Origin of the sequence: Halorubrum xinjiangense (genome assembly GCF_900102375.1) — an archaeon.
Lineage (GTDB): Archaea > Halobacteriota > Halobacteria > Halobacteriales > Haloferacaceae > Halorubrum > Halorubrum xinjiangense.
This window is the reverse complement of sequence record NZ_FNBO01000004.1, coordinates 246,631-262,756: the sequence shown is the minus strand read 5'-3', so window position 1 is coordinate 262,756 and position 16,126 is coordinate 246,631. Positions and strand designations below refer to the sequence as shown.

At 56.0% G+C, this 16,126-nt stretch carries 15 protein-coding genes; 7 read left to right on the top strand and 8 right to left on the bottom strand.

Going from position 1 to position 16,126, the window contains the following annotated elements:
• Nucleotides 1–52 precede the first annotated feature (52 nt).
• Nucleotides 53–874, top strand: coding sequence for an IS5 family transposase (locus F3H13_RS07200; RefSeq protein ID WP_149798359.1), 822 nt, complete (start codon nucleotides 53–55; stop codon nucleotides 872–874).
• A 13-nt stretch (nucleotides 875–887) separates the two neighbouring features.
• On the opposite strand, the gene F3H13_RS07195 is transcribed toward F3H13_RS07200, so the two are convergent.
• A complete protein-coding gene (locus F3H13_RS07195) occupies nucleotides 888–1,211 on the bottom strand; it encodes a hypothetical protein (RefSeq protein ID WP_223174386.1) in 324 nt (107 codons plus the stop codon).
• Between the two features lie 400 nt (nucleotides 1,212–1,611).
• Here F3H13_RS07195 and F3H13_RS07190 point away from each other — a divergent pair, with 400 nt between their 5' ends.
• The 4 genes from F3H13_RS07190 (at nucleotide 1,612) to F3H13_RS07175 (ending at nucleotide 5,542) form a co-directional block, all read left to right on the top strand.
• A complete protein-coding gene (locus F3H13_RS07190) occupies nucleotides 1,612–2,814 on the top strand; it encodes a HEAT repeat domain-containing protein (protein WP_149798357.1) in 1,203 nt (400 codons plus the stop codon).
• Between the two features lie 141 nt (nucleotides 2,815–2,955).
• Nucleotides 2,956–4,320: a restriction endonuclease gene (locus tag F3H13_RS07185; protein ID WP_149798356.1), complete on the top strand. Its 1,365-nt coding sequence runs from the start codon at nucleotides 2,956–2,958 to the stop codon at nucleotides 4,318–4,320.
• Between the two features lie 53 nt (nucleotides 4,321–4,373).
• Nucleotides 4,374–4,556, top strand: coding sequence for a ribbon-helix-helix domain-containing protein (locus F3H13_RS07180; RefSeq protein ID WP_149798355.1), 183 nt, complete (start codon nucleotides 4,374–4,376; stop codon nucleotides 4,554–4,556).
• A gap of 287 nt (nucleotides 4,557–4,843) precedes the next feature.
• Nucleotides 4,844–5,542, top strand: a complete 699-nt coding sequence (locus F3H13_RS07175; protein WP_149798354.1) for a TraB/GumN family protein — start codon at nucleotides 4,844–4,846, stop codon at nucleotides 5,540–5,542.
• A gap of 2,574 nt (nucleotides 5,543–8,116) precedes the next feature.
• Here F3H13_RS07175 and F3H13_RS07165 read toward each other — a convergent pair.
• The 5 genes from F3H13_RS07165 to F3H13_RS07145 all read right to left on the bottom strand — a co-directional run bounded on the left by F3H13_RS07165 (nucleotide 8,117) and on the right by F3H13_RS07145 (nucleotide 13,283).
• Entirely contained in the window at nucleotides 8,117–10,324 is a 2,208-nt protein-coding gene (locus tag F3H13_RS07165; protein WP_149798353.1) for a type B DNA-directed DNA polymerase, read from the bottom strand.
• Nucleotides 10,308–10,589 (bottom strand): hypothetical protein, encoded by a 282-nt coding sequence (locus F3H13_RS07160; RefSeq protein WP_149798352.1) that lies wholly within the window; start codon nucleotides 10,587–10,589, stop codon nucleotides 10,308–10,310. Before F3H13_RS07160 ends, F3H13_RS07165 begins: the two co-directional genes overlap by 17 nt.
• Complete coding sequence (locus tag F3H13_RS07155; RefSeq protein ID WP_149798351.1) at nucleotides 10,589–11,278, bottom strand: P-loop NTPase family protein; 690 nt, start codon at nucleotides 11,276–11,278, stop codon at nucleotides 10,589–10,591. The genes F3H13_RS07160 and F3H13_RS07155 overlap by 1 nt, the downstream gene beginning before the upstream one ends.
• Nucleotides 11,279–11,547: 269 nt before the next feature.
• The gene (locus F3H13_RS07150) at nucleotides 11,548–12,369 is read right to left on the bottom strand and encodes a tyrosine-type recombinase/integrase (RefSeq protein ID WP_223174385.1); all 822 of its coding nucleotides are present in this window, start codon (nucleotides 12,367–12,369) and stop codon (nucleotides 11,548–11,550) included.
• Nucleotides 12,370–12,596: 227 nt separating this feature from the next.
• Complete coding sequence (locus F3H13_RS07145; RefSeq protein ID WP_149798349.1) at nucleotides 12,597–13,283, bottom strand: hypothetical protein; 687 nt, start codon at nucleotides 13,281–13,283, stop codon at nucleotides 12,597–12,599.
• 290 nt (nucleotides 13,284–13,573) lie between these two features.
• Here F3H13_RS07145 and F3H13_RS07140 point away from each other — a divergent pair, with 290 nt between their 5' ends.
• Both F3H13_RS07140 and F3H13_RS07135 read left to right on the top strand, forming a co-directional pair.
• Nucleotides 13,574–13,975: an Htur_1727 family rSAM-partnered candidate RiPP gene (locus F3H13_RS07140; RefSeq protein WP_149798348.1), complete on the top strand. Its 402-nt coding sequence runs from the start codon at nucleotides 13,574–13,576 to the stop codon at nucleotides 13,973–13,975.
• Nucleotides 13,972–15,207 carry a TIGR04347 family pseudo-SAM/SPASM protein gene (locus F3H13_RS07135; RefSeq protein WP_149798347.1) on the top strand — a complete coding sequence of 412 codons (1,236 nt, stop codon included), beginning with the start codon at nucleotides 13,972–13,974 and terminating at the stop codon, nucleotides 15,205–15,207. Before F3H13_RS07140 ends, F3H13_RS07135 begins: the two co-directional genes overlap by 4 nt.
• A 30-nt stretch (nucleotides 15,208–15,237) precedes the next feature.
• Here the strand turns inward: F3H13_RS07135 and F3H13_RS16170 are convergent, their stop codons facing one another.
• Together F3H13_RS16170 and F3H13_RS07130 are read right to left on the bottom strand one after the other, a co-directional pair.
• Nucleotides 15,238–15,405 carry a hypothetical protein gene (locus F3H13_RS16170; RefSeq protein WP_188128016.1) on the bottom strand — a complete coding sequence of 56 codons (168 nt, stop codon included), beginning with the start codon at nucleotides 15,403–15,405 and terminating at the stop codon, nucleotides 15,238–15,240.
• 66 nt (nucleotides 15,406–15,471) lie between these two features.
• On the bottom strand, nucleotides 15,472–16,080 hold the full coding sequence (locus F3H13_RS07130) for a helix-turn-helix domain-containing protein (RefSeq protein WP_149798346.1): 609 nt from the start codon (nucleotides 16,078–16,080) through the stop codon (nucleotides 15,472–15,474).
• Nucleotides 16,081–16,126 lie beyond the last annotated feature (46 nt).

Here is a 16,126-nt window from a genome sequence, read left to right as displayed (position 1 = left end):
GGCTCTGTTGAAATCCTCAGAGAGTTACATGTTCGCCGTGTAATTCGACGAGATGAAGGCCCTCCCGAAGTCGCAGATTCTCCGGTTTACTGAGAAGGCGATCCATTTGGCACGCCGAGTGGTTTCTCGATACTCCTCGAAGTTCTCCAAACATCGCTATACACTTCCCCAGCACGTTGTTTTGCTGTGCCTCAAAGTTCGGAAGAACACGACCTATCGTGGCCTGCTTGACGAACTAATCGAGATGCCACGCATTCGTCACGCCCTCGGATTAGCTGAACTTCCTACGCCATCAACGCTTTGTAAGGCGTTCAACCGGCTTGATATGGCTGTCTGGCGTGCTATATTGACTCTCTCAGCGACGCTACTTCCGACGAGCGGTGTCGTTGGAGTTGATGCGTCAGGATTCGACCGCAGTCACGCCTCAAAACACTACACGAAACGAGCCGAACTCACGATTCAGCAGCTCAAGGTGACGTTGCTGGTCGATACGGAGGTGAACGCAATTCTCGATTTACACGTAACGACGACACGAAAACACGATAGCCAGATCGCTCCGTCGTTGATCAAGCGCAATCCCGAAGACATTGATATTCTGCTCGGTGACAAGGGCTACGACGACCAGAAGATCAGGCGGCTCGCCCGGCAACACGAGGTTCGGCCACTGATTAAGCATCGTGAGTTCACATCACTCCACAAGGCATGGAACGCACGCTTAGACGCTGATCTCTACGGCCAGCGGAGTCAATCCGAGACTGTGAACTCAACGCTCAAGCGAAAGTACGGTGCGTTCGTCCGCTCACGACGATGGTGGAAACAGTTCCGTGAACTCACTATCGCTTGTCTCGTTCATAATCTCGACCGGTCGCTCTGAACGGTCTATACAGTTATTCCGTTGCTCGATACGCCTGACCGCCACGAACGATTCCCAGTACCGCGAGGAGGGCATACAGAACGGGCATATTTACGAGACCGAGATTCAGATAGCCGAGAACGGCGAACGCAAGTGAGAGAACTCCAACAACGATCATAATGACTGAGTACACTTTCTGAAACTTCAAGAGCAGGAACACACCAGCGACGGAGATTAACGAGAAGAGGGCGCTGAGGAAATACGAATCGAGGTAGACGGAAACAAAAACCGCTCCGAAGAAAGCAACAACGATGAGTCCCACCCTACAGAGATTCCTCCGTAACTCCTGATCGATCACGTTGAGAGAGTTATATTCCAAGGAGAAACAGTTTATTCTTTTCGCAATTCTCATCGACCGGCTGTTTCAGGCGAGAATGTGTCTGAAGAATAGGATTTCAACAAGGCCTAATCTTAGTAATCGCACGCTGGTTCTGACCGGTGATTCGGACTCAACAGTATGAAAAGAACCCTTGAGAATAGTTCTATGACACCCTAAAAAAGATGTAACAGAGTTAATGAACCGGATTACCGAATTCGCATTCAGTCGATACACTGCAAGTGAACATTGTCAGTGGTGTCAACACAACCGGCTTCCCTGCGCATCGGATTTGTTCACCGTCGGGCCTGGGTTCGAAGAGTAACTCAGAACAGTATTTAATCCGCTCTGTGACAAGTTATCGAGTGAGAAAGAATCGTCAATGAGAGATCCACTGAAAAACGCGTGTCCTGAGGTCGGATATCAACAGGTCGAGTGGGATATGCTGAAACCACCGGACGAACGAGTGATGCCGCTCACACACACGAACCGGTTGAAATTGTCTGAGATGTCGGTGCGACCGGATCAAGAATTGACGGAGTACAGTCTCGTTGATCGAGATGGGAACACGTACACGCAGGAGGATCTCACTGCAGTTCCTGAGACACCGGATCCGGCGAGAATAGAGGAGGTTATTTCAGAGATTGAGTCGTCAGGTGGGAAAGCACAACGCGTGGCGCTTGCGGACCTCGCTAACATGGCAGCAGTAGCACCTAGTGAGTGTGGGAGTGCTGTTGCGTTACTGGCAGATCTACTGAATTACGGTCCTCCTGCGGTACAGGGCGAGGCACTCAACGTACTCACACAAATTGGTGAGTCAGATCCGGAACACACGAGAGCAGGTGTCGAATCGGCAGTAGATCTCGTAGATAACTCCACACATTCGTTACTGCGGAATGAGGCACTACAATTTCTCGTCATGTTCGTAGAGCATGACTCGACCGCAGTAACTGATGCCGTGCCACAGCTCGCCGCACTCCTCCGTGATGAGTCGACAGATACGGACACAGCAGCACGGATTCTGGCTGCGATTGGGCGTTCACAGCCTGACGCGTTGGTCGATGTTGTTCCAAAGTTAGAGTTGTTCTTGGAAACCGAACCGGGACGTGCACACGTGTCGATACTCACCGCGATTGGTCAACTCAGCAAGGAGCATGCGAACATTACGGTCGAAGTGATACCGACCGCCGCAGAGTTTCTCTCAGCAGAAGAGCTGACGCTTCGATCGAATGCAGCTGGGGTACTCGCTGACCTCGCTGACGAGTATCCAACAGAGGTGGAACCATGGGTCCCGGACGCCATCGAGTTGATGGAGGACTCGGATGAGCAGGTGCGATACAACGCAACATCAATTCTCGCCCGTGTCGCAGATGAACATCCTGACACGGTGAGTCCGGCCACAGAACAGTTACTCGCTGTGCTTGACGAGAGGGAGTTAGCTAATACGCGGTTCAACGCCTGCTGGGCGCTCAAACGGGTCAACGCGACGAGTGCATTGGAGACGGTACGCGAAGTTGCCGCAACTGACCCCGACGACGACGTCCGGTCAGTCGCACGGTTGGCCGCCGATAGTATCGAAGACTGAGCCGTGACGGGTGGACCTATTCGTGGTACACCACCAGTCACCGGAGCGTGTCTACTGACTGAATATGGGGCAGAATGTCGCTCTTGACGGGGGGCTCAACAGAAATTTTACTGTCTACAGAGTACAATCGGGGGACACCTGATGGCCGTCTTGGATGATCTCTCCGGATTTGAGTTTGAGGACGTTACAGAGGACATCTTCCGGAACGTCGGCTACGAAAACGTGCGGCAAGCTGAACGGACGGCTGATGAAGGGCGTGACATCTTGATGGAAGAGGTCGTTGATGGAACCCGGCGAGGGGTTGTCGTTGAGTGTAAGCACACGGGAACGGTCGGGCGGCCAGTCGTACAGAAACTACACTCGGCGATTGCGACGTTCAATTTCGACGGGCCGAAACGCGGAATGGTGGTCACGACCGGACGGTTCACTGGCCCGGCGACCGAGTATGCCCAGCAACTTCAGCAGAATGGTGATCCGTATCCAATCGAACTCATCGATGGTGAAGACCTGCGTGAGATCGCTGACGAAATTGGACTCGATCTTTACAACGGTCGGATTGAAATCCTGTGCGACGAAACGCTCCGACCGTACGACCCGGCGACCTCGGTGACCGTACCTGTCGAGGAAGCGTTCAATGACATCGACAACATCGAGTCAGCGAATCTTCCCACACCGCACTCGCAAGTTACGTTCCAACCGGTCATCGCTGTGACGGCGGACACGAACGCGGTCTTCGAGACGTCGGTCGGCGTGATTCACCGGGTCAACGAACGATCTCGGTTCGTCGTCCACGCCGAACACGGGCACCCTCAGACCACGTCCGGTGATGTCTCAACCCTCGTGTTAGAGAACCTCCACGCGACTGTTGATCTTGACGCGGACCGGTTTGCGAATCAATTCGATACAGTTGAAGAGCGACGCTTCGGGCAAACCCAGACCGAGTACAAAGAATGGGCCGTTGACCGACTCAAGGACCATCACACGACGACTGTCTCCTATACGGGAGATAACAACGTCACGTACACGAAAACGTGCGAACCGAATCAATCCGACATCTCTGTCCAATCAATCGAGCCGGTGTACCTCCCACAAGTCCGGCACACGACCAAGCTCGAAGAATACTCGTACCCGTACGAATATTTTGCGGCCGGCCCCTCACGCGTCACCAGTGAAGACGGTATCCACCAGTGCGTTCACTGTGCCACCTCCGGAACGGACACCACCTACACGTTCTGTGCGAACTGCGGGAGCATTAGCTGCGACTCGCACAGCAAAACTGAGCGGTTGGAAGGAACACCAGTCTGTACCGGCTGTGCCGTAACCGAGCGGTTTGCGCTCAAAACGAAGTACTTCTACGACGAGACGAATCGAGACGAATTCCGAACGAAGTATGATGCGATGCCGTTCTACAAGAAAGCCATGGAGAACACGATACCCGCCGTCGGCGCAGTCCTGCTTGTCACGATTGTGCTTCTCGGACTACTTGCGAGCGTCGGTGGGCTCTAATCCGCGTTCAACTGTGCGACACGCTGAAGATATTCCTCTGCGAATACGAGTGTATGCCGAAGGTCAGCGTTGAGATCCCTCAAGAATTGCTCGATGACCTCGACGAGCACGTCGGTGACGATGTGAAGTTCGTCAATCGAAGCGACGCGATCCGTACATCGATCCGCAAAACGCTCGATATGCTTGATGAAATCGATGAACGACACGGACGAGTGGATCCGGAGGCAACCGAGTAAACGGGAGTCCTGAACTCGTCGCACAGGTGCTTGAGGTGATAGGTGATTTCCTCACACTTGTGACTGAGAATTGTGTTGACCGACGTACTCTTTCTAATGCCAAGTGTCGCTATCTACCAGAACGTGGGATGAGGCGTCGCAACTTTCCAATTCTTTATTATGGTTCTCGATTATTATCCGTGTGAAGTATTATCCTAGCCGACACGAGTCAAAGCGAGAAACGCATTGTAGTAGTGCCATATCTGTACGGTATCTATTCCACTCACAGGATAACCGAGGGTACGTCGATGAGTGAGCAAACACGGAAGATTCGGGAGACCGGATTCACAAATTGTGACACAGCTGTCAGAGTCGGTGGGGTACACGTGCTTGGCGGGTTACACGGCCATCCACTGACGATTGCTCGTTTGACTGGGTCGATAACGCGGTATGATCCTGATGTGGTTGCGGTCGAGGCGTGTGGTGACGCGATCTCGCAGTATCATCCGGATGTACAGGATGCTCGCTGGCCGCCGCGGGATGAGCTTGAGGCTGCTGCGTATGCGACGGATAGACTCTATGATCTGCTTCTCGCTGGGATCGATACACAAGAATATGAGCATTCTGCCGATTTTGAACGACTTGACAGAGAGATATTCACTGACCTTGGAGTCATCGACTCCCGGGACGAATTGACGAGGGCGACGTATTTCGAGTTGGACTTGTCGACAATTCGGGAGTGGCGAGCGGCAACACAAGCACGGGTTCCTGACGCGTTCACAGCTGTGCTAGCTGATCGAGACGCTGTGATGGCGGGTCATTTACACGCACTCATTAGCGGTGAGGATATCGACACTATTGTTGCTGCGGTTGGTGTTCAGCATCTGACTGGTGTTGTTGATTTGTTAAGCACCCCTTCTGAGATTCCCGACGATCTCATCGAAGTACCACCACTCGCTCATTACCGGTTATTTCCGCGCGATTCTCCGTGGTCTAGTGCGGACTAGACGCGTTCGGTTCTCATCATCAGCCGGATTTTCCACTTCTTTGTGGCTACATAGACGAACGAGCATTCAACAGCACAACTTTCCCACAGGGCAGGCTTTTAAATTTGATCAGATATTTAGCTTCAGCATGTCAGACAATACTCGAAGCGAAACGGACGGAGATTATCAAGATATACAGCCGCAACTGAATGATTTTGTAGAGCGGAAGTGCTCTGTCTGTGGTCGCAAGTACGGTGAAAACGAGGCTCCCTGCCACCGATCACACGTCGTCTCGTTTGAGCGGCGGCTCACTACGCAGAATTGGTTGCTCGCTAGAAACCCACAGGAGATGTCACCTAGTGATGAGTTGGTTGTTGGTGCTGATGGCGTCTCATTTGAGCCGCTGTATTTTGTCATGGACAACTAACCTCTGAATAAGTAGCTACTAAGGTGTGTTTCGAGTGTATCACCTGGAAGGGATCTACGCGAAGGTGAGGGTAGGGTGCTGTAATTTTTTGGTCTAACTGTACCTGATGCTAGATCTGGGGTATGAACTGCCAGATCTCGACGAATTGCTATTGTGGTCGTCACGGGATCCAAATCCACATCGACCAAGATTACGTGAGCAGGTTGAGTCAGGCGAGTTCTGGTAGAAACTCGCCTGACAAGCCGGTCAGCTCAGAGGTAGGTAGTAGCGACAGCTTTGGATCGGCGACGCACTCACCGGAGTGAGTGCGCCGCCTTCAGAGAGTGACACAGATCTCATCATCCGAGACAGAAGAACATCCGTTCAGTTCTCCGATCACACTTCATCAGCGATTCGACTCAACACCGTCTTGCTCAACTATCCGCACAAACACCGCCTCAACGCGCCGCTAAACTACAACGGATGGTCTGGGGACAGACTGTCGGTACGACCATATCGCTTTGAGAGTCTGATGAGCAGACTGTGAGCACGACTATATTGCTTAGATAGTATGCGAAGTAGACTGCCAGCACGACCATACTGTATTGTGAGTCTGAGGACCAGCCTGTCAGCACGACTATATTACTAAATATAATCGACAGTGCTAGTTACTCATCACCGAAATCTGGTGTAAATACGAGCAACTAGATCCACTATTACCAAAGCGGTATCATTTCTGAACGAAGAAAAATTGATTCTGAAATACCCTTCAGACTCTCAAATACCATTTAGAAAACATATTATGTTGCCAAGAAAGCCGGCTGTTTTTTCATAGTTTCATTTCGATTTCTAATTACCAATACAGTCCATCGAATTCTCCAAACACATTGTTCAAACTAATTAATTTCTAGGAATCCCTTGGATGTGACTTTTACAATCTCACCTCTAATTCTAATTAGCCTATTTGGACGTGTGATATCAATTAAAGTATGAATAATAATTTGTGTGAGATAGTCGTCAGGTTCGCATTATATAACAACATTTTGTAACCCGCTTGTAGTCCATTGATTTTGTGTTATCCATAGCGACTACTAATTAGATCTCACTCTTTCGCTGTGACTGATATTTTGCTGTTTCGATGAAGAAACTAATTATGAATTTCCGACCTTCTCGTAAGGAGAATTACTGTCTATGTCTATACGCTCTTGAATGGTAATGAACCAAGAAATGGCGGCCTTTCCATAGCTGTATTTCCGGGATGCTGTTTCGGAAAGTAATTAGAAACTCGCAATCCGGCCTCGGCAGAAAGAATAGTCAAATTTGATCGCCTTGTTTCTAAGAGCTTTAGAAGCAAGGAGGACAATTTTAAAGCCTTTATTTGTATTTGGCCTTGCTCTATACCACCCAAAATCGCCCGAAGATACATGGTGGTATAGTGGTTGATTTGTAGGATTTACCTCACGTGTGTTTTCAGTGATTTCCGCTGGGGGCGACACTCATTCATTCGCCAAGAGTGATTGGCTTGGAAGATAACATATACTTGTCAACATATGTAGTTGGTAGAAGTGATTGTTTACTCAGTCGATCCCAGCCATCAGCAACTGCTCAAGTCAAATCCCATTTTGATAGCTTCTACACATCACACCCATCCGTAGTAGTTTGATCGAACAGCAGCCTCGTGCCGGAAACAAATACCGAAGATATTGTCTTTCGTGTGAGCGCTGGCTTCCAATGTGCTCCGAGAAACTCTTTCGAACCCATTCCAACCCTCATTGTCTCCCCATCGGAGAAGATGAAATTGTCCAACTCTCTGAAGTAGGAGTTAATGAGAGATTCCCTATGTCTGACCTTGTCGATCAAGGCACTGAAGGTCGTGTTTCTTCCCGGCAGTCGAGTAATGTACACGAAGTGGGTCAAGACCGAGCGGTACGAAACGAGATACTGATTGAGTGTGTTCTCAATATGACTGTTGAGGGAATTATCGACAAAGAGACAGCCACTTCGTATCTGTCTCAGCGGTTCAGAGAATTAGGTTCGTGATTGAGTGCCCCGACCGCAGTGTTGAGTGCTTCTGACTCTTCGGCTCCGTTTTGAATAGCCATTATCTCGATTATTACGTGTATGTCATCCCCGTTCCCGAGAGAACAGAGCTTACAGAGTGAAATGGTTCATTCGAAGGCAGACACTAGCTAATCGTCTCCAAGATAACTATCAAGTGTCGTGTCAGTGGAGTCTGCGAGGTAGTTCGTAATATTCTCTTTTTCCCAGCCAACGCAGGAGACAATACTTTCACCGGCGCGGAGAGCGGCTGCCTCGTACCAGCCGACATCGTATGACTGGGTGTCTTCGAATGGGAGTCGAACGCGGTCGATGCCGCGTCCGTCGTCATTGACGACGACGTAGCGGACGGTTTGCCCTGGTGCGAGACTGGTACAGTGATGTTGCGCGCGGCGGAGCGCCGCGACGGTGAGCGTCTCCTGAGTGTATGCCTCGGCGTGTTTCGAGACTCGGTTCGCCACGAAGAGGTCGTCCGTGGCTACGTCACCGTGACGTAACGTGGTGAGGTGCCGACGGAGGACATCGCACACGGCTTCTGGTGAGCGCGTCGCATCGAACACGCGGAGCGCGTCTTCTTGGACGGTGGTGACCCACGGTGGTGTGCTTCGCTGCCGGGCTTCGATACCGCGCATTTTGATCGCGTCACCAACCTCGCCAGTTGACGGGCGGTCTTTGTGCCGTCGCTTTCCAAAATATCGAGTTAATGCGCCACTCTCACCGTTCCGCATCGGACAAAAGGCGACCCAGTCGAATTCGGACTCATGCTCGAGGGTGATGCCCACCTCGTCAGAGATCTCTGCGGCGACTGTAGCAAGCGGGCGTTGGTCACGATCCGAGACAGGGGTGACCCAGATAGAATCCACAATGCCGTGGAGGACGCGCCACCCGGCGTCTTCGAGCGCCGTTTTCGCATCGAGGAGGATTTCGCGGGCGAACGCGTTGATTGCTTCGTGGCATTCGATCCGGCCGAACTTCGCGTTCGAGAAGCCTTGGTACCCGAAACAGGAGACGAGAATCCATTTAATCGCTGACGACGCTGATTCGAGCCGGTCACGTTCAGGGTCGTCGGTCGTTTCCGCTATCTGGTCTTTGATGCGGCTGCGCGCGTCGATCAGCGGGCCGAGCACTGTCGGGAGATACCCGTCGGCCTCACAGATCGAGTATCCGAGGCCGGGGACGTCGTCACTATCGCAACACCCGCACCGAACGGTTTCCGGAGAGATGTTGCGGGTTCGAATAATGTTCGGATACAGCGACGCAAAATCGAGTTCGTGGACGTCCTCGTGGACACCGACTGCTGGTGCGAATGTTGTCCCGCCGCGGTCGGCGGCATCGAGTGTTGCGGCCGGTTTAAACAGTTCCGGCCGCCACGCTTGCCACGGAACGAGGACATCACGATCGCGGGCAGCGCGGATCTGCAGCGCAATGAGGACACGCCCAATCGACGCCCAGCCAAGCTCTTCAAGTGGCAGCCCAGCCCGACCAACAAGGTCGAGGCACCCAGCCAGTCCCGCTTCGTGGTAGAAGAACGTACTCGACTCATCGATCACGACTCGGCCAGGAACCGTGTACCGAGCTGGGGAATGTCCCACCTGCCCGTAACTCGTGTATGTGGATTCTCCTGCGAGTTTCGTGTACCCGGACGCGCGGCCGAGTTCGAAATGTGGCACGTCGTGCGTGTCGGCGGCCTCAAACAGGAGTGGGATGAGATCCGCCGTAGACACGACGATGACGTCAGGATCTCGTTCACGAACGCTGCGGTCAACGGCGTTGACGGCGGCTTCGGGCGTGGGCCCGGCGGCGTCACCGTCGATTGTGAGGTGTGTCAGGGCAGCGTGTCCGGATTTGTGGGCTGGGATTGAGAGGGTGAGCGATCGGAGCGACCGGACAGACTGGTCTGGGTTGGCTGAGGTATCTGTTTCGAGGCAGTACCGGAACTGTCGGGTGTGATCGACGTTGTAACACGTGTACTCGGCCGGGTGGTTGAACTGCTGAACGCGCTGCGTGATGCGTCGCACGGCGTCAATATCCGCGGCATCGATCCGGAGCAGCGGTCGCGGATCAGTCCGGAATGTTTGCCGATGGGATTCACACCGTATGTCGGTGACCGCGTCCTGCCCGGACAGGAATGCTCGAAGGTCAAGTAATGAGTCGGACAGCCCATCACGGTCTGGTGGTGTCGGGGTCGAGCCACCACGCCGCCCGTACAGGTCACGGACGGCATCACCGACGAACAACGTCGGCGTGTACTCCTCATGGACTGTCCGAGCGACGCCGTCGTCTGTGAGCGCCCAACGGACAACATCTCCGGAAGAGCGGAAATCAACTGTCAGCACCATCGGGACTGGTGGGTCCTTCGAGTTCGGTGATGCGCTCTTCGAGCTCATCGATTCGGCGTTCCTGTTCGATTGCGATGCTCACCAACAAGGGCGCGAATCGGTCCTCGTGGTTCAACATCCCTGCCGCGTCAGCGTGGTTGCGTGCGTACACGAACAACTGGTCGAACCGGGGTTGATCGCGGCGGCGCAGCGTCCGTCGATACGGCCCCCAACGCTCCTCAATCGCTCGCAGCGTATCACGGTACGTCGGATTGGTTCGTCCCATCAGATGACCCGCGAGACTGCTTCCTCACTCACGACTGGTGAGTCGTACCTCTGGGCTCGGTGGGCAAGCACTTCCTGCCAATAGGCGAGCGTCGTCTGTACCCACCCGTCTCCGAGGTTGTACACGAGTGCGTCGACGTCGCCTGCCGCATCGGTGAACCGCGGTCCAAACTGCGTCTTCTGGCAGTACAGATGCGTCTTCGCCGCATTCACGACCAGTTTCCTGAAGTCATCTTCGCGTGATCGTGTCACGATGACGGGGACATCATGGACGCGGGCAGCACGGGCGAGCGCTGCGATCGACCGAACGAGTAACTGCTTGGCGTGCTTCGTCGAGGAATCGCTGTCACGGTACAATCGATCGATTCCGGTCACAACCACGACACTGGGACTCGTTACCTGCTCGCCAGCGAGCCGGTCGAGCAACGACGTCTGTTGATACGCCGTGAATCCCCGAGCGACGTGTATCCTATCGAGGTACCGCTGATCAGGGGCCAGTTCACGTAGCCGTGTTGTCTGTGCGGTACCTGCCGCGTCAACCCAATACGCATCTCCCGTCCCAGCGAACACACGGTCAAGCAGCAGTGACTGTACCGGCGTCACACCGGGGTCAACATCTACGTCTATCAATGTGAGGCCCGAATCAAGCTCTGGTAGTTCAACGCGTGGCTGTCGTCGAGACGCGCTCATGCTCTACACCTGCCTCGTGATATTCAAAGGCGTGAGCCATACACGCACAGTGGAACTGAAAGTGGAACCACCACGAGAATTGGCTCTTGTTTTGTTTGTGCTGGCCGTAACCGGAGCAGAGTACCCCCAGAATACGAACACACCACGCTCTAAGGATTCCAACAGAACCGACCATTCTCATCCGCTTCCGAGGATTTCAACGGAACTGCTCGAGTGAATTCGGATTTAGGAGACGGTAGATATCGCTGAGTATGGTAGTGTGGGATAACTCACTTTGGCCCATACTTATGAAGATGATCTAGCCCCGCTCGGGGATCATCTTCGACATATATTCGCTCAGTTATTTTCACCGAAGAGTGACCCATTGCTTTGGACACCTCCCAAAGTCCCGCATCGGTTTCGTTTACCATGAAGGTCCCAAATCCATGTCTAATGTTGTGTGCGCTGATTAGCCATCTGTTCGGAATCGGATTTCCGTCTTCATCAACGGGAGCATTAGCGTCTGCATAGATTTTCCGGTTAATTCCTGCTTCATCGGCAGCCTCGATGGCAATCTCGTTGATACGGTCTCCCGACAGTGGCGCTCCCCGCTCACCAACGAACAGTCGAGTGTGTTCGGCAGTCGCTGCCTTTTCAGCTCGGTACCCACGGTCTAACCATTCTCTCAGCAGGCCGTCTAGTGATTGTTGATATGCTACTACTCTCTCCTTGCCGTTCTTTGCAACCGACTCTCGAATCGTTATCTCCCGTTTATCCCGATCAACGTCATCAAGCGTCAGCCCTGATACCTCCCCTCTTCGTAGGCCTGTCTGCCACAGTAGCCTAATGACCAGTTGATCCCGAACGCGATTCCGTCCTACGTTCTCTTCCATTACTCGTATCTCTTCTTGCGAGACAGCGTACTGTTCTCCGTCTTTCAACCGACTCGACTGTTCGGACCGCTTCGTAAATCCAAATGTTTCGTCTTTGTCCTCGTTCCACCGCTCAAACGGGTTTGACTCGGCAAGGCCCATTCTGACTAGCCAGTCGTGGAACGCATTTATTCGATCCCATCGATACAAATCGGTCGTCCCGTTGAACTCCTTCGACAATACCTGTCCAACCTCGTTAGCTTGAGCAGGCGTCATGTCCGCTGGTGAATCTACTTCCGCATCGTCCAACCAGTGATCGTACCATCGGAGATCCTGTTTGTATCTATTAGTACTTCCTGTGCTACGTAGATCTGGGTTGTCGTCATCAGTCCCAGTGTCTAACTGTCCGCTGTACTGCTTAATTTCAGATCGGCAGTCTTCAATCGGCTTGTATCGTGGTGGCACAGTCAGTCACCAGATTCCTTGTAGTAACGACGAACGGTACTGTGACCCTGCTCTTGTGTCTTCTGCGGCCGGCTTGACGAACTGTTTTGACCGGCAATCGAATCGACTTGCCTTGATGTATTGGTCTGGCCAACGTCGTTATGGACAGGAACATGCGTCTTTGACTCTCCTGCCCTGTCTTGGATGTAATTCACCTCCGGGTAGTACTCTAACATTCGAGCGCAGGCGCGGCGTACATCCGCGAGTTCCTCGTCGTAATATTCTGCCCAAATCTCGGGCGTCGAGATACCCTGAGCGAGCGCTAAGTCGCTCGGTGCATCGAATTCTTTGATCTTATCGAAATCCGGCAGTCCGTCAGCTTTCGAGTGTGTTGGCAGTGATGAGTAAAGATCCTGTGCCAGAAGGTCGATTTTATCATCGTTCGTGACGCTCGAATCGATCGATAGGACATGATCTTCAACCCTTTCGAGTCGTTCTGAGATGGGTGTTACTGCTGAATCCACGGCGTCAATGATCTCTTCAGGATCGATGGATACATCTTCGTTAGCAGTTGCCATATGCCGATGTGCGGCGACACGAAAGAATCGGCTTATACTGTCGAACTCGTCTTCTTCACGCAAGAAGTCCTCAAATTTTTCACGCTCTGCTGGTGTGAGTCGGACGCCGACTATTTCGCTTCTGTCTGTCATTATACGATAGTCTATGGAGGGATTTGTGTTAAACGTGAGTATTACAACAGAACCTAGAACCGCGTCATCTAAGCGGCTCTCTCCTGCGGTGACAGGCCGTTCTCACGCGGGATCGCGCCGCCTGCGGTCCTCGCATCTCTCCCGCTTCGGTAGCGATAAGTCCGCCGCTCGCCGCCTGTCTCTCCCGGAGACCGTGCCGCACGGCCGCCGTCACCCGAACAGGTTCGGGCGAATTTCGCGGCCGTGAGAACGCGCGAAACCCCGTTCGGGAGGCCGTCCGTATCGGTGGTATGGTCGAGAAGACGGACCGAACCGAGGACGCGAACGGGCCCCGGTCGGCCGACGGTCGCCGGTTTGAGGTGTTCGTCCGCGAGGAGGAGTCGGACCCGCTCCGCCACGTCGGCACTGTCGCCGCGCCGACGCCGGAGGTCGCCCACGAGGAGGCGAGCAAGCTCTTCGCGTGGTACGCCCGCGACGTGTGGGTGTGTCCGGCCGCGGAGGTGTCCCGGTACTCCGCCGAGTCGCTCGCGGGCGACGAGCCCGAAGGGCCGGGCGATTCAGCAGCGTCCGACGACGCCGACGAGCCGCGCGTCTACGAGGAGACCGAGGGGACGCCGACGGTCGCGTGCGGCAGCGCGCCGGTCGACGACGGTGAAGACGCCGCGGAGCCGCCCGCGGAGGGGTCGCGATGATCTCCGTCAGCAAGCTGCTGTGCGGGCTCGACGCCGAGAGCGACGGGCTCCGCTACGACGCGGCCGACGGCTCGAAGGAGCCACAGATCACGGAGGAGAAGCAGCAACGGCCGGTTGTCGTCTGGAACACCACGAAGCGGTGTAACCTCTACTGCGAACACTGCTACGCGGGCGCGGACACCGAGGGTGCGCCCAACGAGCTATCCACCGCCGAGGGGAAGGCGCTCATCGACGACCTCGCCGATTTCGGCGTTCCGGTCATACTGTTTTCCGGCGGCGAGCCCCTCGTTCGCGAGGACCTCGCCGAGCTCATCGCGTACGCCGACGACAGCGGGGTCCGGCCGGTCCTCTCGACGAACGGCACGCTGCTCACCCGGGAGCGCGCCCGGGAACTGAAGGCGGCCGGGCTCAAGTACGCCGGCGTCTCCGTCGACGGGCTCCCCGAGCGCAACGACCGGATCCGGGGCGAGGAGGGCGCGTTCGACGCCGCGGTCCGCGGCATCGAGGCCTGCCTCGACGTGGGGCTCAAGACGGGGCTGCGGTACACGATCACGGAGCACAACGTCGACGACCTCGCGGGCGTCGTCGACCTGCTCGTCGACGTCGGCGTCGACCGCTTCTGTTTTTACCACCTCGACTACGGCGGCCGGGGCGCCGACATCTCGAACGTGGACCTCTCGCCCGAGGCGACCCGGCGGGCGGTCACCGACCTCTGTGATCTCACCCGCGAGTACCACGAGGCCGGCGAGGAGATAGAGACGCTGCTCGTCGGGAACTACGCCGACGCGGGCCACCTCGTCGAGTACGCCGACCGCGAGATGGGGACCGACCGCGCCCACCTGATCTACCGGTACCTCGAACGCAACGGCGGCGACCCGACCGGCGAGCGCGTCGCCGACGTCGACCCCGTCGGCAACGTCCACCTCACGCAGTTCTGGCAGGGGTACTCTCCCGGCAACGTCCGCGACCGCTCGTTCGGCGCCATCTGGTCCGACGAGTCGAACCCGCTCCTCGCCGGACTCCGCGAGCGGGAGGAGCGCCTCTCCGGGCGCTGCGCCGACTGCGCGTACCAGTCGATCTGCCGGGGCGGCTCGCGGCTCCGCGCGCTCTCGGCGCACGGCGACCCGTTCGCGCCCGATCCGAAGTGCTACCTCACGGAATCGGAGCGCGGCGGCGAGGAGGCGCTCGCGCGGATCGACGCCGCCGACCGCTCGGCTCCCGCCGACGACTGATCCGTTTGGGGCCGCGCTCGTCGCGGTCACCTACTCCCCGCCGTCGCTGGCGGCCCCGGACTCCCCTCCCGTGCCGTACTTCGCCGAGAAGCGCTCCGCTGGTACCTCGCCGCGGGCGACGCCGACGGCGTCGCGCACGAGCTCGACGGTGACGTCGTCTCGGACCGGCTCGACGGCCGGCGGGTCGTCGTCGCTCATGGGCGGACGGAGACGCCCGCGGCCCCTCGGCGTCCCGCTTTACCGGTGTATTGTTTCAAGAGGGACTCACGGCTCTGCGCCGTCGAAGACGTCCGTCACCAGCTTCGCCTGCGCGGTGCGGAGCCGCTGGGAGAGGGCGGACTTGCTAATCTCGAGCTCGTCCGCCAGCTCGCTCAGGCGCACGTCGCGGTCGTCGTCGAAGTAGCCGCGGACGACCGCGAGTTCGAGCCCGCGGCGCTGCTTCGGCGTCAGCGCGGAGAGGTCGAAGGTGACCTGCTCGGTCGCGTCTGGCCCCTCGACGACGGCGAGGCGGACCAGCCGCACGCGGTCAGCGACCCCGCGGAGCTCCTCGACCAATTCGCGGACTGCGCCGCGGTCGTCGACGTACGCGGTGACGAGTATCGTCCCGTCCTCGACGCGCCGGAAGTGGGGCGCGCAGCCGAGCCGTGCGAACGCGTGACAGAGGCAGTCCGCGTCGACCTCGCCGGTCCCGCGGCGCACCTCGCCGCCCGGCGTCGTCACGTCGACGACGCATTCGTCGCCGACCGCGTTGACCGCGACCTCGGCTGCCTCGTCGGCTTCGGAGACGATCGGACAGCCGCGGCCCTCGGCCGGGTCGACGTCGAGGTCGACCCGCAGGCGGCGGTCCCCGTCGGCGCCGGCGGCGTCTGACATGACAGTCGCTACGGACGGTGTCGGTTTTATTCTTCGGCGGATTCTC

Excerpts from the sequence above, each read along its gene's own strand:
- F3H13_RS07200 (WP_149798359.1), top strand. The coding sequence starts at position 53 with ATGAAGGCCCTCCCGAAGTCGCAGATTCTCCGGTTTACTGAGAAGGCG.
- F3H13_RS07190 (WP_149798357.1), top strand. The coding sequence starts at position 1,612 with ATGAGAGATCCACTGAAAAACGCGTGTCCTGAGGTCGGATATCAACAG.
- F3H13_RS07185 (WP_149798356.1), top strand. The coding sequence starts at position 2,956 with ATGGCCGTCTTGGATGATCTCTCCGGATTTGAGTTTGAGGACGTTACA.
- F3H13_RS07180 (WP_149798355.1), top strand. The coding sequence starts at position 4,374 with ATGCCGAAGGTCAGCGTTGAGATCCCTCAAGAATTGCTCGATGACCTC.
- F3H13_RS07175 (WP_149798354.1), top strand. The coding sequence starts at position 4,844 with ATGAGTGAGCAAACACGGAAGATTCGGGAGACCGGATTCACAAATTGT.
- F3H13_RS07165 (WP_149798353.1), bottom strand. The coding sequence starts at position 10,324 with ATGGTGCTGACAGTTGATTTCCGCTCTTCCGGAGATGTTGTCCGTTGG.
- F3H13_RS07160 (WP_149798352.1), bottom strand. The coding sequence starts at position 10,589 with ATGGGACGAACCAATCCGACGTACCGTGATACGCTGCGAGCGATTGAG.
- F3H13_RS07155 (WP_149798351.1), bottom strand. The coding sequence starts at position 11,278 with ATGAGCGCGTCTCGACGACAGCCACGCGTTGAACTACCAGAGCTTGAT.
- F3H13_RS07145 (WP_149798349.1), bottom strand. The coding sequence starts at position 13,283 with ATGACAGACAGAAGCGAAATAGTCGGCGTCCGACTCACACCAGCAGAG.
- F3H13_RS07140 (WP_149798348.1), top strand. The coding sequence starts at position 13,574 with ATGGTCGAGAAGACGGACCGAACCGAGGACGCGAACGGGCCCCGGTCG.
- F3H13_RS07135 (WP_149798347.1), top strand. The coding sequence starts at position 13,972 with ATGATCTCCGTCAGCAAGCTGCTGTGCGGGCTCGACGCCGAGAGCGAC.
- F3H13_RS16170 (WP_188128016.1), bottom strand. The coding sequence starts at position 15,405 with ATGAGCGACGACGACCCGCCGGCCGTCGAGCCGGTCCGAGACGACGTC.
- F3H13_RS07130 (WP_149798346.1), bottom strand. The coding sequence starts at position 16,080 with ATGTCAGACGCCGCCGGCGCCGACGGGGACCGCCGCCTGCGGGTCGAC.